We start from the raw sequence: 17932 nt of genomic DNA, 5'->3' as shown, positions 1-17932 counted from the left end.
GGGAGTCTCCACTCAGAGGTGCTTCTGCAGTTGCAGGTACAGGCGCGGTTCGCGCCGATCGGCGACAGCGCGTATGCCGTCGGGCCAGGCCAGCGTGGCGTTGAACGACCAGTTGCCGGGCCGGGCCCAGCTCAGTCCCAGGCCGTAGCCGCGCAGGCTCTTGCCGTTTTCCGGGACGAAGGGCGAGCGATCGTGATCGAACGCGCCGTGGGCGGCGTCGTAGAACAAGAACGGAGTCACGCGCTCGTTCAGCGCGTAACGCAGTTCCAGGTTGGCGATCCAGCCTTCGTCCACCAGCGCTTCGTTGGTCGAGTACGCGCGCACCGCGCGGGGACCGCCCAGCGAAAGCTGCTCGGAGGAATCCAGATTGCGGTTGGCGAGTTGCACGCCGACGCCGAGGAACAGGCTCAGGTCCTGCGTCAGGGCTTGCAGGCGCGTGGCCTGCACGGTGAACTTGGTGAAATAACCCTGGGTTCTGCGGCCGATCGGCGATTGGTCGATGAATTCGCTGACCGGATCGCGGATATCCAGTTCGCCGCGATAGAGCACGCCGTTGACGCTGGTGTAGCCGCCGCCGAACAAGGCATCGCGATGCTCGAACGACCAGCCGGCGGTCGCGCCGCGTATGCGCTTTTCGGTCTCGAAATCGACCGCTTCGAATTCGTCGGTCAGCGACTTGCGGTCGAAACCGAAGCGCAGGAACAGGTTGGTCCCGCGCTGGCGGATCAAGGGATAGGTGGCCGAGACATCGGCGATGTCGGCCGTGCCCGTGGCGTGCAGGGCGCGGAACTCGCCGCCCAGTTCGTACTGCACGCGGGCGACGCCGGCGCCGACGCGCAGACCGTCGTAGCCGACCGGAAGCTCGTAGGCCAAACGGCCGAACGCGGTATGCGCGTCTTCGGCCACCATCACACGCAGATCGAGATTGTCGCCATGCCCGCTCGGACTCGCCCAGCGCATGGTGCCGCCGGCGCGGATGCGCCCCGACTCCGGCGTGCCGTGGTTGTCTACCTCCACCACGAATCCCAGGGCTTCGCCGCGCGACACCTGCACGTTCAGATCGGTGCTGCCGATCTCGGCGCCGGATTCGACCGCGGATTTCGGCCGGATACCTGGCAAGTCCGACAACAGCAGCATCGCGCGCTCGTAGCGCGGGCCGTTGAGCGCCTGCCCCGGCTGCAGCACCTTCATCAGGGTTTTCTCGACCCGCGCGGCCGGAATCGGCGCGTCGGGATCGACATCGATCCCGACCTTGCCCAGCGTGCCCTCGACGATGTTGATGGTGACCTTGCCCTGCTCCACTTCCTGCACCGGCACCACGGCCTGGGCGAGGAAATAACCGCGATCGCGATAGCGCGCGGTGACGCGCTTGGCGATGTCTTCCAGATCGGCGAGCGTGACCTCTTGGCCGATCCGATAGGCCACCATCGTCTGCAGATCGCCGTCGGTGAAACGCGTGTTGCCGACGAACTTTATGGCGGTCAGGGTGAAGCGCGTCTGCGACGGCGCCCGCATCTGCGGCTCCGGCAGCGCCTGCTGCGGCGCCTGGGGTTCGGGTTCGGGTTCGGCCCGCGCGTGCCCGCACAGGGCCATCAACACGGCGCAGGCGAGCGTGGGCAGGCGAAATACGGAAGGCTGCATCGGCGTCATCTCAGTTCTCCACCGTCAGGCGCCAATTGCCGATCAGGTTGAACGACGCCCAATAGAACGGATGCGAGGTTTCCGGGTGTTCCAGCACCGCCAGCTGCCCCGCCTGCATCGCCCGTTGCAGGTCGTCGCCCGCGCGCAGATCGGTGTAGAAGGTGGTCATCAGGCGTTCGGTGTCGCGGTCGGGAACCGGCCACAGCGAAGCGACCAGGGCCGAAGTCCCGGCCGACAGGAACGAGCGCGTGAAACCCAGCACTTCGTCGCCGTCGGCGACGCGGCCCAGGCCGGACTCGCAAGCCGACAGCGTCACCAGCGAGACGTTGTTGAGATTCAAGTTCAGCACCTCACGCGCTTCGAGGAAATTCTGCCGGCCGTTCTCGTCGGCCAGCAGGATCTGCGAATGCAGCGGATCGGCGATGTCGGCGCGGGCATGCGCGGCGACGTGGACGATGCGCGCCTTGGGCGCCTCGGACTGGAAACGCGCTTTCGTCGCCGCGGCCTCCAGATAGACCTGCGGGCGCGGGAACAGCGCGGCCAGATTGCCGACTTCAAGTTCCGCCCCGGGCAAGGGCTCGGCGACCGCGGGGCTGACCAGCGGATTGCCGAAGGCTAGCAACTGCGGCGCCGTCCTGGGCGCGCGCGCGGCCAGGCGCGCGGCGATGCTGACCGACGGCGCGATCGCGATGGGATGGCGCTGGATCAGGTATTTGCCGTCCACGCGCAGCGCCTGGAACGGCAGGTAATGCAAGGGCCCGTGCGGAATCACGATCAACCGTTGCCCGTCTTGCAGGCCGAGCGGCGCCAGCAACAAGGTGGCGATGCTTTCGCCGGCGTCGACCGCGGACGGACGCAGGCCGACGATCGCCTGCCGGTAGGCTTCCACCAGACGCACCAGGTCGGCGCGCGACACCGCGATGTGATGCTCGCTCACGCCCTCCGGCGAGATCACCCAAACCAGCAACTCGTCCTGCAGCGAGTGGAAGGCGACGATGCGCTCATCGGCGCGCAGCAGCTTGCGCAGGCTGGCGACGTCGGCCACCTGCGCGGTCGCGTCTTCCGGCGTCTTGCCTCTGTCGGCGACCGCGTCCAGCAACGCGCGCGCGCGGCTGCGCTCGCTGACGGCGAACGCGCGCTCGGGGTTGCCGGTTTGCGAGTACAGACGGATCGCGCGCTCGAACACCGATTGCAGGTCCGAGAACAAGCCCATCTTGAATTCGTCGCTGCGAAAACGCGCACGCACGTTGTCGAACGCGGCGAGCGCCTGATCGAGCGCCTGCGCCGCCTGATCCGGGTGCCCCAGCGCTTGCTCGCTGCGCGAAACCCCGTCCAGCGCCCACATCCGGTAATTGCCTTCGTCGCCGGGAACCTTCTGCGCGGCCAGGCGCTGGAACAAGGCCAGCGCCTGCGCCGGCTTGTTTTCGGCCAACAACAAGCGGCCACGCGTGCGTTCCAGCTGAGCGCGCTGCGCGGGATCGTCCGGCGCCTGCAGCGCATCGAGTTCGCGCTGCGCGCGGACAAGGTCGCCGGACTGGATCAACGCGTTGGCCAGCGATGCCTGCACCAGCGGGCGGTAGCGCGCGGAGCTGGTCTGCAGCGCCTGCTCATACGCCGCGATCGCCTCCGGATAGCGTTGTTGCCGGCTACGCACGTCGCCCAGGATCTTGTGCGCCGGGCCGTGCACCTTCTGCGGATCTTCGGCGTGCTTGGACAGCGCCAGCGTGGCGAAGGTCTCGGCGCGGTCGAGCTGGCCGGAGTAGCTGAAAACGATAGCCAGATCGCGGTAAGCCTTGGCCAGCAGGTCTTCGTTGCCGGTCTGCAAAGCGACGTGCAAGGCCTTGCTCGCCGCCTGCACGCTGCGGCGGAATTCGCCGCGATCGGCCAGCGCCACGGCCTGACTGCAGTATTCGTAACCGTCGAGCCTGACGGTTTCGGTCTCGTACAAGGCAGCGCCGTCTTCGGCCAGGGCCAAGGCGGTGTCGGCATCGTCCATGCGCGAGATCGCGTGCAGCGCCGCGCGCACGTCGGGACGCTCGGTTTCCGCCAGTTGCGCGGTCTGCGCCGGCGCGGGCGCCTGCGCCGATGCGCAAGGCGCGATCGCCGCCAGCGCGATCAATACGACATGAGCCAGACGCGACGCGAGCGCCGAGTCCGTGCGATTCCGCTTCTGGCAGGAAAGCGGGCGAATGATGCGCATGCCGAAACTCCATGTCCGGGGGAATGTCGAACGCGATCACAAATCGCGGCAACGACCGGAGTCTAGGAAGGCCCGCGCGCCGCGCCTATCCGTGAAAGGGACTAGTGCTTTCGGCTTACGCGGCCCGGGCATGGAGGCCGAATGACAGACACCGGGCGGCATCGCGCACGGTGTGTTTACGGCGAAGCGGTCAGGCCAGCTTCGCCACGCGCAGATCGGGCGAGCAGCGCGCCTCGTTCGTGCCCGCCGCGCCGAGCGCGCAGCCGTCCGCACAGGCATCGCGACTGAACTCGATCAGACTGCCCGGGGTTGGGCCCGAGACGTACACGCATCCCAGCGGCGCCAGGAATTGCGCGCGCCGCTCGGCGGACAGACTCGGCAAAATCGTGCGCAGCACGCGCGGATCGTAGAAACGGAAGAATTGCGTGCGGCCGTCGGCTCCGGGAATCCGCAACCAGGCGCGCAGATGCCCGCGCAACGCGCGGCCGTCGCAGGTGCACAGCACGATGCCGCTGCCGCGTTCCCACACCGCGCGCAGCGCGGCGGCGACCGCCGATGCCTCGCAGTGCAGCCGCACCAGATACGGCGCGCATTCGGCCAGGACCGGGTCCAGGCCTTCGGCCAGCAGACACCAGAACTCCGCGCCGGTGGCGCGCAGACGCTCGGGCAGTCCCGGGATCTTGCGTCCATCGAGCACGGCGTAGACATCGCCGCTGCCGGTGAACAAGCGTTCGTGCAGCACGTGCTCGAGCACGCCCGCGTTCATCCTTGTCTCCCGTGCCGGGGCGGCCGCCCATCCTGGACTCGCCGTCCGCCGCGCACTTTCGACTGCCTTGTCATCGTCCTGCTCCTGTTTACTGCCGCCCTTCCTGAGCGACAGGGCGAGGGAATTCATCGACCGATTTCTCGATCTGGGCCCCCCGCCATATCTGAAACGGATTAACGCCTGTGCAGCGGCCACGCATCGAAACCGAGGCCGCCCGCCTCGCCGGCCCGGCGCATCGCGCCGAATCGCGGCGGACGCGCTAGATTACCGTGGCGATGAATACCAATGTCCATAATCCGGCCATGCCCGACCGTCGCAGACGGCCCTACGACCTGTCGCTGGTCGCGCGGCTGAGCCTGCTGGCGATCGTTCCCGCCACCTTGATCGCGATCTTGCTGGCGGTGTTGCTGAACGACAATCAGCGCCGCGAAGTCGAGCGGGTCACCTCGGCCTCGGCCGAAGTGGTGGCGGAGAATTTCGCCGCCGCCGCCTCATCGGCGATGAAGCAAGGCGACCGCGCGGCCTTGGCGCGCATCGCCAAGCCGTTGGCGAGCAATACCGATCTGGTGCGCGTACAGTTCCTCTCGCGCGACGGCGAAATCCTGGCCGAGGCGCTCGGCCCGACCGCCGCTTCGCAGTCGCGCTACGTCGAAGTCTCGCGCAAGATCCGCTCCACTATCGCCTCGGCGCCCTCCCCCGGCTGGGTGCGGGTGCAGTTCGGACTGCGCCGCATGGACGACATCCGCACGCGCCAGGCGCAGGCGACCGCGGCGGTGCTGGCGGTGTGTCTGGTGATCGCCGGCGTGACCGGATGGCGAGTGGCCCGGCGAGTCAGCGCGCCGGTGCTGGAACTGGCCGAAGCGGTGGACAAGCTCGGACGCGGCGGGCGCAGCGTGCGCGTCCCGGTCACTCGCGGCGGCGAGATCGGCCATCTGCAGCAAGGCTTCAACGCCGCCTCGGTCGCCCTCACCGAGGCCTGGGAAGAACTCGAAGCGCGCATCGCCGCGGCCACCTCCGAGCTGGCGCACAAGAACGCGAAACTGGAAGCCGCAAGCCAGGCGCGCGCGCATTTCCTCGCCGCCGCCAGCCACGATCTGCGCCAGCCGCTGTACGCCCTGACTCTGTTTTCCTCCGCGCTCAAGGTCGGCGAAACCGATCCGGCCCGGCTCACCCGCGCCAGTCACATCCAGGAATGCGTGGCCACGCTCGACGGCCTGTTCTCGGAACTGCTGGACCTGTCGCGGCTGGAAAGCGGCGCGATGCAACCGGCCTTCAGCGAGTTCGCCCTCGACCCCTTGCTGGAAGACGTCAACCGCACCTTCCGCATGATCGCGGAGAAACGCGAGCTGCGGCTGGTGCTGCGCAAGACCGACGCCTGGGTGCATACCGACCGCGTCATGCTCGCGCGCGTCATCAACAATCTGGTCAGCAACGCCCTGCGCTACACCGAGCGCGGCGGCGTGCTGGTCGGCGTGCGCCGCGCCGGAGACACGCACGTGCGCATCGAAGTGTGGGACACCGGGCCGGGCATCGCGCCGGAGTACCAGACGCGCGTGTTCGAGGAATTCTTCCAGGTCGAGCAGGCGCGCGCCGACGCGGAAAACCGCGAGCACGGCCTCGGCCTGGGCCTGGCCACCGTAAATCGATTGATGCATCTGCTGGGAGGCGAAGTCGTGCTGCGCTCGCGCCCGGGCAGCGGCAGCGTGTTCAGCGTGACCATCCCGCGCGCCGGCGCGGAAGCCAGCAGCCGCGTCCGCGAACATCCGACCGAAGCGCCGCTGGATGTCAGCGGCCTGCGCGTGCTGGTGATCGACGACGAGCGCGCCATCCTGGAAGGCATGCGCGTGCTGATGCACAGCTGGAACTGCGATATGCGCGCGGCCGAGGACGCCGAGCAGGCGGTGGCCGCGCTGCGCGACTGGGGCCCGCCCGACATCGTGCTGTCGGATCTCAAGCTGGCGCGCGGCCGCACCGGCCTGGAAGCGCTGCAGCGGCTCGACGCGCACTACGGCGTGGACGCCGGCGCGGTACGTCCGTTCGCGCGTTTGTTGATCACCGGGGAAACCAAGGGCGAGCGCCTGCACGAGGCGACCGCCGCGCGCATCCCGGTGCTGCACAAGCCGGTGCCGCCGGAGCGGCTGCGCGAAGCGATGATGGCGGCGATCCTGACCAAGCAGGCCTGAGCGCCGTCGGCGCCCGGCCTCAGCGCACCTGATAGACCTGGGTGTTGAGTTGCAGCACCGCGTCGAACTGCACCTTTTCCCGCTCCGGCCCCAGTTCCATCAGCGCGTCGATGCGGAACCGCAAGGTGCGCTCGAAAGCGCGCTGCGGTTCCAGCGAGATCCGGACCCGGGTCAGGCGCGGCTCGTGCAGCGCGACCGCCTGCTCCAGGGCGCGGCGGATACGGTCGCGGTCGTGCACGTTGAGCAGGCTGTAGGAAGAGAAATCCGGAATGCCGTAGGTCAGCGACGACTTGCGGCATTCCTCGAACGCATCCGGGATCAGCCGCGCTCCTTCAGAGCGCGTATTGAGCAGGCTTTCCAGGTCGCGCGAAATCGCCGCCCTGATCGCGTAGATGTCGCGGCGGTCGCCGGGCTGGCTTTTCTGGTCGAGTTGATCGAGCAGGCTTTGCATCGTCGTGTTCGCTCGCGGCCGCCCGTGCTCAGCGGACCTGCATCAGCATGCAGATCAGCAGCGGCTTGAAATCGTCCGGATCGACCTGCTCGGCGCTCCTGGCGCCCCATTCGATATGGATATGGCTCAGGTGCCGGTTGATCACCGAGCCGGTGCGCGGGAATTTGATCCCGGCGCTGTTCCACTCTTCGCCGTTGTAGATCAATCCGCCCCAGCGCATGCGTTCGCGCATGCTCAGGAACACGTCGACCAGTTGATCGGCGATGGCGCGCTCTTCCTCGACCGTCGCGTCCAGGATGATGTCCAGGGCCCGCCCTGCGATGTGCGGATCGCCGCCCGACTTGTGCGGGCCGGCGGTCGCCTGCAAACGGCCGAGTTGCCGGGGCTTGGGATACTTTTCCAGATACGTGCTGCGGATGAGGTCCGGGCCGAAATGGTAGATCGTGTTCTTGGTTTCTTCGACGACGCGCGCGGCCATGAGGGTTCCTGAAAATTTACGGCAATGCGGAAGATTTCGCCGGTAACGGCGCGGCGACACGGCATTCGTCCGGCCGCTGCTGACGGGCCGGCGCCAGGACGAATCTGCAAGAGGAGGTCATTCGACCCAGAAGTGGGCGAGCCCGATGTTCATGCCCGCGCCGGGCAGCACGCCGTTGCCCATTCCCCACAGCTTGGCGCCCGCGAACACCGGCCACATGCCGAACACGGCCATCGTCACGCCGCCGCCGCTGACGTCCATACCCAGAATGCTGCCGACGACGCCGCTGGATGCGCCCACGCCGATCATGTAGCCGCGGCAGGGAAAGGCCAGACTGCCGAAATAGCGCCCCGGCATGACACCGACATTGTCGATGCCGCCGCTGGGATCGGTTTTCTTCGACCACGACACGCCGACCGGCGGCCCCTTGCCGGCGCCGACACTGACGCAGCGATAGCTGACCACCATCGAGTCGCCGCTGGCGGCGTGGCTCATGTAGATGTTGCCCGACGCCACGCCGAAGAACAGCGAGCCCTGCGTTTCCTCGCTGGTGTCGATCGACCAGCCCGAGTCGTACATTATTGCCATGAGCCACCTCGCGATGCGGCGCTGCGACCGGCCCGTCCCGCGGCCCGGCCCAGCGCCTTCCTGGTTTCTTCCACGATCCGCGCCGCGCGACCGCGACCCATGCCGGATCGCGATCGTCGGGAACGATCGGCGCCCGGCCCGGCGATGCCGGCCGAACGCCGCGCTGGCTTACAACTCGGTCAGTTCGTTGGAACCGTCCGGATGCCACATCCACACATCGCCCTCGAAGCCGTCGATGTATCCGTACGGAATCGTCGGCCAGGCGCCGGTGGTCTGGGTGTGGCTCGAAGCGATCACCCGGGCCGCGGCGTTCTTGGCCATCGTGCTGCAGAACAGATTGCCGTCGCCGCTGCCGGAGAACGACACGACATTGCAGGCCACCAGATAGATGGTGGATACGCTGGGAGCGAGCAGCGTGAACAGCGGCAACTGCGACCAGCCGAAGCCCGTGCCCAGGCCCAGGCGGGCGTGGTTGCCGTGGCAGTTGATCACCAGATTGAATCCGCCGACGGTGGACGGCGCCGAACTGGCGACCGATGCCACCCACGCCATGATATCGATGGGTTTCGCCGCCGGCGGCACCGTCCAGCTGTTCCACATCTTGTAGTACGGCCCGGGAACGCCCTCGGCGTTGAGGACCATGGAAGGTTGTTCGAGCTTGATCATTGTCGTGATCTCGAGTCGCGCGCCGGCCCGGCCCGTTTCCCGAGGGAGCCCGGGAAACGGCCGCGGGAGATCGCGCGCCCATGCGGAAGCGGTCAGACCTTCTTGTTCGCCTTCAGATCCCAGCCGGCCGAAGCGTTGCCCGCAGCTTTGCCGTCGATGCCGATCTTGGTGTAGGTCATCTCGCACTTTCCGAACACCAGGCTGACCGATTCGATCGGCACGTCTTCATCGCCCTTGGAATCGCCGCCGCGGCCGACCGAGCTGATCAGCACGTCGGTGAGCTTGTATTCCATGTACTTGGCCTTGTCGCCTCCGGCGCGATTGAGATGGATGGTCGCGACGGGAACGTGCTGGCCGGTGCAGCAGTACTCGAACAGCTTCGGGCTGGCGATATCCAGCAGCTTGGTGAAGGTGAAATTCTGGATGTTGACGCGCGCCGAGCTGAGGCTGCCGGCGGAGGACGCGGTGCTGGACTGCGGCTGCGACGCGCCGAAGCCGTAGTTCTTGATCTCGATCCAGTCCTTGTGCTTGTCGTCGGCGCTTTCGCCCTTGACGCCCTCGAGCTGGATGAATGCATCGAATGCCATGATCGTGCTCCTGTAATACAGTGCCTAGGTAGTGAAGGGCTCAGCGTGCCGACTTCGGCAACTCCGCCACCAGGCGGAGGGAAACGCTGAGTTCGTCGAGCTGGTAGTGCGGGCGCAGGAACGCCACGGATTTGTACGCGCCGGGCTTGCCCGGTATTTCGGTGACTTCGATGCGCGCCTCGCGCAGCGGGAACTGGGCCTTGCGCTCCTGCGACGCGTTGTCGTCGAGCAGGACGTACTGCGCGATCCAGTTGTTGAGGAACATCTCCACGCTGGACTTGGAAGCGAAGCTGCCGATCTTGTCGCGCATCATCGCCTTGAGGTAATGGGCGACGCGGCTGACCGCGAAGATGTACTGCAGCTGCGCCGACAGGCGCGCGTTGGCGTTGGCCGCGTCGGTGTTGTATTCCTTCGACTTCTGCACCGATTGGGTGGAGAAGAACGCGGCGTAGTCGGTGTTCTTGCAATGCACCAGCGGGATCAGGCCGAGGTCGGCGAGCTCCTTCTCGCGGCGGTCGGTGATGGCGATCTCGGTCGGGCACTTGAGCGCCACCTCGCCGTCGTCGGTGCTGAAGGTATGCGTGGGCATCCCTTCGACCAGGCCGCCGCCTTCCACGCCGCGGATCGCCGCGGTCCAGCCGTACTTGGCGAAGGCGTCGGTGATCTTGCTGCCCAGCGCGTAGGCGGCGTTCATCCACAGGTAGCGCTCGTGCTCCTTGCCGGTGACCGTCTCGGTGAAGTTGAACGCTTCCACCGGCGAGGTGTCGGGCCCGTACGGCAGGCGGCCGAGCACGTGCGGCATGGTCAGGCCCACGTAGCGCGAGTCTTCCGAGCCGCGGAAGCTCTTCCACTTGGCGTATTCCACCGTGTCGAAGATCTTCGCCAGATCGCGCGGGCCCGACAGCTCGGTGAAGCTCTCGAATCCGAGCAACTGCGCCGAGGCCGCCGACAGGAACGGCGCGTGCGCGGCGGCGGCGACATGCGAGATCTCCTCGACCAGGTACATGTCTTCGGGCTGGCGGCCGAACTCGTAGTCGCCGATCAACGTGGCGAACGGGGCGCCGCCGAAGGTGCCGTATTCCTCTTCGTAGACCTTCTTGAACAGCGAAGACTGGTCGAAGTCGGAGGCATTCTTGAAATCCTTGACCAACTCTTTCTTGGTGCAGTTGAACACCTTGATCTTCAGCGTAGTACTGGTTTCGCTGTTGTCGACCATGTACTTCAGACCGCGCCAGCTGCCTTCCATGCGCTGGAAATCCTCCATGTGCATGACCGCGGACAACTGGTCCGACAGCAATCGGTCGATCTCGGCGATGCGCGCGTCGAGCGCGGTGATCGCGTCCTTGGACACCACCAGGGCGCCGTCGGTGACTTGAGCGACCAGTTCGGCCATCAGATCGCGCGCGCGGGCGCGCTCGGTATCGGTCTTGGCGATCTTGGTCTGGATCAGGATTTGTTCGAGCAGTCCGCCCTCGGCGGCTTCGACTGCGGCGGCCGGGGCCGCCTGGGATTCGGTATTGGCCATGATGGACTCGCTGGCTGCGCGGACGGGACGGCTGCCGATGCCGGCCGCCGTGACGACTTACTCGGACTTCGGCCCGACTTCCTTGCTGAGCTGGGTGATCTTGTCGGTGTTGAGCAGGACCTCGTTCAACAGATCCTCGAACTTGTCGTTGCCGGCGGCCTTGTTGCGCAGATCGGCGAGTTTCTGCCGCGCTTCCAGCAGCTTGCGCAGGGGCTCGATCTGGCCGATGACCTGTTCGGGCTCGAAATCGGCCAGATTCGCGAAGGTGAGATCGACCGCGAGCTTGGAGCCATCGTTGGCCAGCTTGTTATCGACCTGCCCCGCCACGCGCGGCTTCATCCCCTTGAGGACGTCGTTGAAGTTGTCCTTGTCGATGTTGACGAACTTGCGGTCCTTCAACTTCGGCAACGGCTCTTCGCTCTTGCCGGTGAAGTCGCCGATCACGCCGGCGACGAAGGGCAGTTCCTTCTTCTCGATGGCGTCGCCGACTTCCACGTCGTAGGTCAGCTGCACGCGCGGGGCGCGGACGCGATCGAGCTTGTGCTGCGTGCTTTCCTTCTTGGCCATGATCTCTCCCGGCTTGCGCGGTGATTCAGTGACAGCGAGTCTAGGAACGGCGCCGCGCCGCGGAAATCCATCGGACGGCCGATCGACGGCCTATGCCGTTCGAACGAGGCGATGCGGCGCGAGCGCTGCGCGGCGAACGCCCAATGCGGCGAACCCCGCGTTCATCGTGTCCGCGAAGGCGCAACGGCATCGCCGGATGCGGCCGGTTCACTGTTTCAGGCCGACCCGCGCCCGGATCGCGGCCAGCACGCTTTCGTCGCGTACCACTTCGGCGAGGAATTCGTTCAAGGGCATGTCGGCCCATTGCACCGCCTGTTCCAGCAGCGAAGCCACCGGGCTGTGCGGTTCGGTGCGCTTGAAGTAACCGGCGATGTCGCCGAGCGCGCGCAGGGCGGCCTGTTTCGAGACCCGGCTGTCGCCGCCCAGATCGAGCGACGTCGCCGCGGCACCGCCGCGCGGCGATGCGCCGGCGGCAATATCTTCGCCCTCCCCCGCCGCGGCGTCGGCCGGATCGAGCAGCCCCTTCGCTTTCGCGGCCTGCTGCAGCACCTGGGCGATGCGCTTGAGCGTGGTTTCGATCTCGGCCAGGCTCGGGCAGGCGCGGCCGAACTTCGTGTCGGCCACCGATTTGAGATGCGCATACGCGGTCTGCGCGGCGGCGATGGCGGCGAGCATGGCGCGCAGATCGGTGTCGGCGACGGCGCGGATGCGGGTATCGAAGGCTTCGCCGCCCAGCTTGCCTTCGGCCAGCGCGGCCTGATGCGCTTCGGCATTCTGCCGCGCCAGATTGTCGACCTCACGCGAGGTCTGCCAATCGATCAGGGTGACCGCGGTCGCCGCATCCGTGTTCAACGGCATGCGCTGCAGCGCCGCCGCGGCGTTGCTGTTGAACCAGGCCAGTTTTCCGGCGCGTTCTTCCAGATCCTCGCCTTCGGCCAACGGATGCAGACCGTCCCAATAGCGCTCGATCAAGCCGGCGATCACCGCGAACCCGTCGCGCGCGCCGTCCAGGCCGTGGCGTGCGATCAGCGCCTCGCCGAGCCAGCCGGCGGCCTGCAGGTCCTTGCTGACTCGGCTCAGCGCTTCCACGGATAAATCCAGGGCAAGCCGCCAGTCGGCTAGCTTGACCTGCGTCTGCCATTCGCCTTGCGGCAGCGACGCATCGTCGGCGCGGCGCGCCTCGCGGATGCGGTCGAACAGATCGGAAAACCCGGCATCTTCGCCGCATGGTGCGTCGGCGCTGATGGGGGCCAGGAGGGCATCGATGTCGATCGCCATGGCGGAGCTCCTAAGCGGCACGCGGGCCGCGCGGTTCATTCGAGGATGGTTTGCGGCAGGGCCAGCGGCGCGGTGCCGCGCGAGGCCAGGAAGCGTTGCATCTGTTCGCTGGGCTCGATGCGCAGATGCACGCGCGCCTGGCGAAAGCCCATCGCCTGCAGTCGCGGCGCCAGCTGCTGCCATTGCGAAGGGCTGTAGGACTCGCGGAAATCGCTGAGGCTGAAGACATGCGCGCCGGGCGCGAATTGTTCGAGCAGGCGCGCGATGCCGTCGGGCCCGCGATAGAGCAAGGTCAGGCGGAAGGCGGGATCGGGCGGCGGCGGCACGGCGGGCGCAGATGCGGCGGACGCGGCGGTGGCGTCCGCGGGCGCGGCGGCGATCGCTTCCGTCGCGGCCAGCGTCTGGCTCGCGCTCGCCGGCAGCGCGATGCGGATGCGCGCTTCCGGACAGGTGGACGGCGACCATTGCGGCTGCATCTGCGCGTCGGTCAGCGATTCCCCGCGGCTGGTGATGCCCACGCTCTGGCCGTTGCAGATCAGCTCGAACGTGGTGCCTTGCTCGCCTTCCAGCAGCGTTCCCAGATGGGTCGGCGCATCCAGCGTGAACGTCCCGGCCGGAAACGGCGCGTCGCTGGCGGGCGCCGGCTGTCCGCCGGTGAGCATCGCGCGATAGTCGGCCGACAGCGGCATCGCGACGCCGCTGAGACTGACCGGCGTGCGCTCTTTCTCGCTGAGGAAAGGCTTGAGCCAATCGCCGACGAAGGCTTCCAGCTTGCCCTGCGGGCCGAGCAAGGCCTGCGCCTGCTGCGCCGGCGGCTGCGAGGCCAGCGGCTGGATCACGGTTTCGCGCCAGCGCTGCTGCAGGTGATCGCCGGCGCGGCGCACGGTCAGCCGCAGGAGTAAGTGCGCCGGCCCCTGCGCGATCGACCAGGCCGCCAGATCGTTGGCGCCGAACGCTTGCGCATAAGGTTCGCCGGGTTTGTCCACCGAACTCAACAACTGGCCGTACTCGTTCGCCGGCGCGCGTTCGGGCGCGCCGCGGCTGGCGAACAGATCGGCGGCGATGCGATACGCCTCCTGCCCGTCGCGATCGGCCTGCAGGCGCAGATAGCCGCGCGCGAACATCGGCGCCTGCGGCGCCAGCACCGCCACCTGGGTATCGTGCAACGCGGTCAGCCACACCGGCGGCTCGATCGAGACCTCGCCGAAGCGAAAACTGTCGCGAACGAATCGCCCCGCCGGCCGCCACGCCGAGGTCCAGCTCGATTTCATCTGCGCCCAGGTTTCCTTCCAGCGCAGGCCGAGCGGACGCTTGAGCGGCAAGGCGTAGAGCTGCGAGCGCAGCGTGTCGAAATACACCGTGTACGGGTTGTTGATGCCGGCCGCGCGCGCGGCCAATTCGTTCTCGTGCCCTTTCCAGAACGCGTAGCCTTCGCCGAAGCGCGATTGCAGCGTCGCCCAGGCCAGAAAATAGTCGTGGAAATAAGCGTCGCGGAACGCCGCGACCTGCGCGGCCGGGACATCGGCCTGTTCCTGCGCGGTTTCCAGGAACGGCGCGATCACCCCGTTCCAGGTGCGGTAGGTGAATGCGCCCGAGACCGTCGGCAGCGTGCCGCGTTCGATCCCCACGACGCGGTCTTTCGGCAGCCAGAAATCCTCCAGCACATAGCCTTTGCCGTGGGTCTCCGCCCAGGCCCGGGCCTGGCCGACCTCCAGCGAGCGCGATTGCATGATCCGCTGCAACTGCGCCTTCAGCCGGTCACGCTCGTCGTCCAGGCTCTTTTTTTTTTGCCAGCGCAGATAGCCCAGATAGGTGCCGAACAGGGCGGTGGCGTTGGCTCGGTCGCGGCGGGTGTCGTTGTTCGGCGTGACGAACGGCGCGAACAGGCGCGAGCGGGCGTCGAAGACCACGTTGTTCGGCAATTCGCGCGCCAGGCATTCCTCGCTCGCGGAGCGGCAGGCGTCCAGCAGGCGCAGGCGCTGCGCGATCGCCAGCGCATGCTCGAATCCGGCGCGTCCGCGATCGATGTCCTCACTCAGCATCTGGTCGTAGGGCGCGAGGATGAGATTGGCGAAATCGTCCGTGACGCGCTGCTTCAACCCCTCGATATCGCGATCGGCGCGGCGAATGCCAAAGCCCAGCAAGGTGCCTTCCGCCGCGGACTCCAGGCGCTCGATGGTGCGCCCGCAACTGGCCACCCACTCGATGCGCGCATTGCCCAGGCGGCCCTCGACCTCGCGACAGGCGGTGCGCGTGCTGGCGAGCAACTGCGTATCGTCCTGCCGCGCCGCCGACAGGCCGTAGGCGAGATAGCCGCTGAAGCCCAGCAAGGCGGCCACGCCCAGGCCGGCCACCGCCATGCGCGCGGCGCTGCCGCGCAGGCTGGTCATCGCCAGCGGCTGATCGGCGGGCAGAAATCGCGTGAACAGATCGGCGACGAACGCACCGCCCGGATACGCGGCATCGGCGCCGCCGGCGAAATACAGGCCGCGCCACGGCGGCGTGCGCTGGAAGGTGTTGTCCTCCAGCAACAGCGTGACGAACAAGGCCAGTCCCGACTCGCAGCGGCGCAGCGATTCGACGAATTCGAAGATGTCGCGGCGAGTAGACGCGGTCGCCTGCGCGCGCAGCGCGGTCATGCGCAGCGCATGCAGGCGATCGAGGATCGGCGTGAGGATCTGATCGAAGCGGCCGCTGGTGGCCGAGCTCACGGTTTCGGTCTGCGGCAGCCGGTGCCCCAGCGCCTGGGCGAAGGCTTCCGCCGGCAAAGTAGCGCGCAACGTCGGGTAACCGCGCAGGCGTTCCAGGCCGCTGACCACGATGTAGACCGGTACCCGCACCTGCAGATGCTCCATCGCTTCGTCGACCAGGCGCCGCAACCGCGTCGCCGTGGTCTTCAGCGCGTCGGCCGGGCCCAGCAGGGTCTGCACCGACACGGTCAGCACGATGCCGTTGAGCGGCAGCTTCTCGCGCTCGGCGGCGAGCTGCATCAGCGCCTGATACCACAAGCCGCGCTCCAGCCGCGAAGCGGTGTCGCAGACGATGCGCGGATGCATCTGAATCGCGATCAGCGATTTGAAGAACCACCAGCGCCACCATTCACCGCTGTCGCCGGCCGAGGGCGGCGGAAACGGCGACACTTCCGCACCGGCGCACAGCAGACCGTCGACATCGGCGTCGGCATCGCCCAGGAACAGCATCCACGGCACGCGGTACAGCGGATCGCGCCCCTTTTCCATTTCCGGCGAACGCACGATGGTGCGCTTGGCCTCGGCGATGGCCTGGGCCATGCGCGCCAGCGGCTCGCGTTCGTCGTCGGTATTGCCGGGGCCCAGATCGCCGATGCGCGTGCGCGTGCGGCCTTGCAAGGTGAAGCGGCGCTGCCCGGAGATGAACCACCACAGCACCGCCAGCGCCACCGCGCACAGGCCGAGCAATTGCCAGAAGCGCGCCGGCAAGGTCGGCACGATCGCGACCGCGGCGATCGCCAGCGCGATCAACAGCGCCAACACCAGCAAGCCCACGACCAGCCGTAGCAGCCACGGCTTCTTCGCGCCCTCGGCGACCGGACGGTACAGGCTGCGCGCCTGCGAGAACAGGCTGCCCAGCCACGAGAAGAGCGCCTGCACCGGCGCGAGCGGATTGGACAGGTTCATGGCTTGGGTTCCGTCTGCATGAACAGGAATTCCGCCGCGAGCTTGGGATTGCCGCGATTGCTTTGAATCAACTGATTGAGGCGCGGCAGGTAGTCCTTCGCCGGCTCGATCTCCGCCGTGGGATTGCCCTGGAACAAGGGCATCGGCGAGGCGATCACGGTGATCAGCTCTTGTCCGAACGGTGGCGCAACCGTCCAGGAGCGCGCATCGGTCGCGCCGACGTTGAACTGTTCGCCCGAGCGGATCATGCGCCCGCTGTCGGGCTCTCTGGAATTCGGATAGATGTGCGCGACATCGCCGCCGACCGTGTAGTAATCCACGTACAGATACCCGTCGTAGTTGGCTTGCAGCAGCTTGACGGTCACCTGCTCGCCTTCGATGAAGCGATCCGAATGCCCGGTAGTCGGCGTCACCGCCAGGCCATAGCGCAGATCCTGGTTGCGCTCGCGGAACGGCTTGAGCATCCGCACCACCTCGCAATGCGGCCAGATGCGCAGCTGCACCTTGAACTGCGGCGCGCTCACGCCTTCCACCTTCGACACGCGCTGCCGGACCGCGGCGATGTCGTCGGCGCGCGACACATAGCCTTCCACCACGGTCTCGCCGCGCGGGCCGACGACGGCGGCCAGATCCGAACAGGGAAATCCGCTGAGCTGTCTGTTCACCAGTTCCTGCACGCTCGGGCCGGTCTGCTTGGGCGCGGCGATCAGCAGGTAGGCCAGATAACCCAGCGGGATCAGCAAGGCGGCGATCACGCCGACCTTCAGCAGCAGGCGGTCCCATTGCTTGGGATAACGCGGGCCGGCCGGCGCCTCGCCGCTGTAGGGCTGCGGCGTCACCCGCTCCTCGCGCAGCGTATGGATCGCCGCCGGCGCGACCGGCAGCTGGCGCGCGTGCAGTTCCTTGAGCTTGCCCAACTCGCCGCTGTCGCCGGTTTCGTAGTAGTACTGGCCGACGAATCCGAGCAGCAGCATGTGGTAGTACACCTCGCGAACTTCGTCGTGCTCGGACTTCAGCGCCGACAGGTGCGAGAAGAATTCGTTGCCGGCGTTGTTGGTGTTGTACAGCGCGACCTGCAGCGGCGCCGCGCCGCTGGTGAGATAGGCCGGATTGCGCGCCATGACCTCGTCGATCCAGGCCACCGCCGCGAACGCGGCGTCTTCGACATGCTCGGCGCGCTTGCCGTCGGCCTGGGCCGCGGCCTTGGCGCGATCGATCAGCTGGCGCGCGGCGGCCAACACGCCCGCCGGCGGGTCGTGCGCGGCGGCGGCGGCGATCTTTTCGTCCAGCGCCAGTCCGAACGAACACACCGGCAGGAAATGATGGAGTAACCGCGCCATGGCCGC

14 protein-coding genes are annotated in these 17932 nt (G+C 67.3%); 1 reads left to right on the top strand and 13 read right to left on the bottom strand.

The features are described from left to right. Positions 1 to 12: 12 nt before the first annotated feature. From AB4Y92_RS09350 to AB4Y92_RS09340, 3 genes are all read right to left on the bottom strand, one after another. Positions 13 to 1641, bottom strand: a complete 1629-nt coding sequence (locus AB4Y92_RS09350) for a ShlB/FhaC/HecB family hemolysin secretion/activation protein (protein ID WP_441819377.1) — start codon at positions 1639 to 1641, stop codon at positions 13 to 15. Positions 1642 to 1651: 10 nt separating this feature from the next. Beyond that, positions 1652 to 3841: a CHAT domain-containing protein gene (locus tag AB4Y92_RS09345; RefSeq protein ID WP_441819376.1), complete on the bottom strand. Its 2190-nt coding sequence runs from the start codon at positions 3839 to 3841 to the stop codon at positions 1652 to 1654. Positions 3842 to 4031: 190 nt separating this feature from the next. Then, entirely contained in the window at positions 4032 to 4607 is a 576-nt protein-coding gene (locus AB4Y92_RS09340; protein ID WP_441819375.1) for a DUF4123 domain-containing protein, read from the bottom strand. 275 nt (positions 4608 to 4882) lie between these two features. Between AB4Y92_RS09340 and AB4Y92_RS09335 the strand changes: the two genes are divergently transcribed. Then, positions 4883 to 6790 (top strand): ATP-binding protein, encoded by a 1908-nt coding sequence (locus AB4Y92_RS09335; RefSeq protein ID WP_441819374.1) that lies wholly within the window; start codon positions 4883 to 4885, stop codon positions 6788 to 6790. A gap of 19 nt (positions 6791 to 6809) precedes the next feature. Here AB4Y92_RS09335 and tssE read toward each other — a convergent pair whose 3' ends face one another. The 10 genes from tssE to AB4Y92_RS09285 all read right to left on the bottom strand — a co-directional run bounded on the left by tssE (position 6810) and on the right by AB4Y92_RS09285 (position 17926). Next, positions 6810 to 7241 (bottom strand): type VI secretion system baseplate subunit TssE, encoded by a 432-nt coding sequence (gene tssE, locus AB4Y92_RS09330; protein ID WP_441819373.1) that lies wholly within the window; start codon positions 7239 to 7241, stop codon positions 6810 to 6812. A gap of 28 nt (positions 7242 to 7269) precedes the next feature. Next, positions 7270 to 7719: a hypothetical protein gene (locus AB4Y92_RS09325; protein ID WP_441819372.1), complete on the bottom strand. Its 450-nt coding sequence runs from the start codon at positions 7717 to 7719 to the stop codon at positions 7270 to 7272. Between the two features lie 117 nt (positions 7720 to 7836). Beyond that, the gene (locus AB4Y92_RS09320; RefSeq protein ID WP_441819371.1) at positions 7837 to 8307 is read right to left on the bottom strand and encodes a hypothetical protein; all 471 of its coding nucleotides are present in this window, start codon (positions 8305 to 8307) and stop codon (positions 7837 to 7839) included. Positions 8308 to 8475: 168 nt separating this feature from the next. After that, positions 8476 to 8973: a hypothetical protein gene (locus tag AB4Y92_RS09315; RefSeq protein WP_441819370.1), complete on the bottom strand. Its 498-nt coding sequence runs from the start codon at positions 8971 to 8973 to the stop codon at positions 8476 to 8478. Between the two features lie 92 nt (positions 8974 to 9065). Beyond that, positions 9066 to 9560 (bottom strand): Hcp family type VI secretion system effector, encoded by a 495-nt coding sequence (locus tag AB4Y92_RS09310; protein WP_441819369.1) that lies wholly within the window; start codon positions 9558 to 9560, stop codon positions 9066 to 9068. A gap of 40 nt (positions 9561 to 9600) precedes the next feature. After that, positions 9601 to 11085, bottom strand: coding sequence for a type VI secretion system contractile sheath large subunit (gene tssC / locus AB4Y92_RS09305; RefSeq protein ID WP_441819368.1), 1485 nt, complete (start codon positions 11083 to 11085; stop codon positions 9601 to 9603). A 57-nt stretch (positions 11086 to 11142) separates the two neighbouring features. Continuing rightward, positions 11143 to 11652: a type VI secretion system contractile sheath small subunit gene (gene tssB, locus AB4Y92_RS09300; protein ID WP_441819367.1), complete on the bottom strand. Its 510-nt coding sequence runs from the start codon at positions 11650 to 11652 to the stop codon at positions 11143 to 11145. A 207-nt stretch (positions 11653 to 11859) separates the two neighbouring features. After that, positions 11860 to 12930, bottom strand: a complete 1071-nt coding sequence (gene tssA, locus AB4Y92_RS09295) for a type VI secretion system protein TssA (protein WP_441819366.1) — start codon at positions 12928 to 12930, stop codon at positions 11860 to 11862. 35 nt (positions 12931 to 12965) lie between these two features. Next, positions 12966 to 16586: a type VI secretion system protein gene (locus AB4Y92_RS09290; protein WP_441819365.1), complete on the bottom strand. Its 3621-nt coding sequence runs from the start codon at positions 16584 to 16586 to the stop codon at positions 12966 to 12968. Further along, complete coding sequence (locus AB4Y92_RS09285; RefSeq protein ID WP_441819364.1) at positions 16583 to 17926, bottom strand: DotU family type IV/VI secretion system protein; 1344 nt, start codon at positions 17924 to 17926, stop codon at positions 16583 to 16585. Before AB4Y92_RS09285 ends, AB4Y92_RS09290 begins: the two co-directional genes overlap by 4 nt. Positions 17927 to 17932: the final 6 nt, after the last annotated feature.

The sequence above is a fragment of the Lysobacter sp. TAB13 genome (genome assembly GCF_052113885.1).
GTDB lineage: Bacteria > Pseudomonadota > Gammaproteobacteria > Xanthomonadales > Xanthomonadaceae > Lysobacter > Lysobacter gummosus.
This window is presented reverse-complemented; position numbering and strand designations above follow the sequence as displayed.